The sequence below is a fragment of the Pseudoalteromonas sp. HM-SA03 genome (assembly GCF_002289345.1).
Classification (GTDB): Bacteria; Pseudomonadota; Gammaproteobacteria; order Enterobacterales; family Alteromonadaceae; genus Pseudoalteromonas.
On the sequence record NZ_NSDG01000085.1, the window covers coordinates 1 to 1,234 of the forward strand.

The following is a 1,234-nucleotide window of genomic DNA, read 5'->3' on the forward strand; positions in this document are numbered from 1 at the left end:
AATTCTCAGTTTGCTAATGGAGTTAAAGGGCGCATTTTAGAAGAAATTGGTTCAGCGCAAGCGACTTGGGAGCCCTTTGAATTAACCGATGAGATGTTTAATTAGATAAGCGCCCACAATCCAAAGTTAAGATAAAAAACAAATAAGACAAGGGATGTTCGACTTGGAGGAAAGGATGAACAATAAGCTCTATACCGTTTTACTGGCAGTAATACTGCTTTGCAGTTGCTCTTCACATACCGAGCTAGAAAAATTAAATATAGCTATATCTGCGTATGAAAAAAGCGATTTGATGGTGAAATTGATATTTGACGAACAATTTTCTCCCCCTGCTGGTGCGGTAGGCGGTGGTTGGGGAAATGCCGCAGGAAGTGGGACATTTTGGGGAGCCGAAATCCCATATAAAGTAAAAGCGCAGTGGTGGGACTACAAGCAGGGAAAACACTATCGTGCAACGCTATCTGTACAGCGTGACAAGGCGTACAAAATCGCGGGTAATTTACCGAGCATTACTCATTACACAGGCGAAACAGAAACCGATGTTGATCCCTATATTATCTTTGGTTTTGGTGAAAAGGGTGAAGTAAAAATGTGGATTTCTAATGCACCGTTTGATGGCGTCGAAGGACGAATTTTAGAGGAAATCGGATCGGCGCAAGCGACTTGGGAACCCTTTGAATTAACCGATGAGATGTTTAATTAGATAAGCGCCCACAATACAAAGTTAAGATAAAAAACAAATAAAACAAGGGATGTTCGACTTGGAGGAAAGGATGAACAATAAACTCTACATCATTTTGTTGCTAGTAATACTGCTTTGTAGCTGCTCTTCACATACCGAGCTAGAAAAATTACATATAGGTATATCCGCGTATGAAAAAAGTGACCTGATGGTAAAGCTTATATTCGACGATAGATTTTCCCCCCCAGCGGGCGCAATAGGTTGCTGTTGGGGGAATGCGCAAAAAAATGGATCGTTTTGGGGAGCCGAAATACCACATAAAGTAAAAGCGCAGTGGTGGGATTATAAGCAGGGAAAACACTATCGTGCAGCGTTAACTGTACAGCGTGACAAGGCGTACAAAATCGCGGGTAATTTACCTAGCATTACCCATTACACAGGCGAAACAGAAACCGATGTTGAGCCCTATATTATCTTCGGCTTTGGTGAAAAGGGTGAAGTAAAAATGTGGATTTCTAATGCACCGTTTGATGGCGTCGAAGGACGAATTTT

General features: G+C 41.8%; 2 protein-coding genes. Both read left to right on the forward strand.

What is annotated here, in order from left to right; genetic code table 11:
- Positions 1-175: 175 nt before the first annotated feature.
- Positions 176-703, forward strand: coding sequence for a hypothetical protein (locus tag CKO50_RS17255; RefSeq protein ID WP_095729170.1), 528 nt, complete (start codon positions 176-178; stop codon positions 701-703).
- Positions 704-773: 70 nt separating this feature from the next.
- Positions 774-1,234, forward strand: a 461-nt coding sequence (locus CKO50_RS17260; protein WP_255230271.1) for a hypothetical protein, incomplete at its 3' end; no start/stop codon positions are given.